Below are 207 nucleotides of genomic sequence, written 5' to 3' on the forward strand. Positions count from 1 at the left end.
CAAAACCGCACCGCAGACGTTCCCGTAAGCCGCAAATGGGGATGTTGGTCCAAATCGATGGTAGCCATCACGACTGGTTAGAAGGACGGGGACCACGGCTCGTTCTTCTGAACCGCCGTCGATGATGCCACAACAAAGGCAATGAAAACTAATACCGCGCCTCCAGCTCAAAGGCCACCTATAGAAAAAGCAGATGCTAAGCCACCT

1 pseudogene is annotated in these 207 nt (G+C 53.1%); it reads left to right on the forward strand.

Annotated features, from left to right (window positions below):
- Positions 1-138: pseudogene (locus tag ACKX14_RS16535) on the forward strand (ISNCY family transposase); the annotation flags it as partial.
- Between the last annotated feature and the right edge of the window lie 69 nt (positions 139-207).

Source organism: Thermorhabdus hydrogeniformans, assembly GCF_049310025.1.
Taxonomy (GTDB): Bacteria; Bacillota; Thermosediminibacteria; order Thermosediminibacterales; family Tepidanaerobacteraceae; genus JBJYKD01.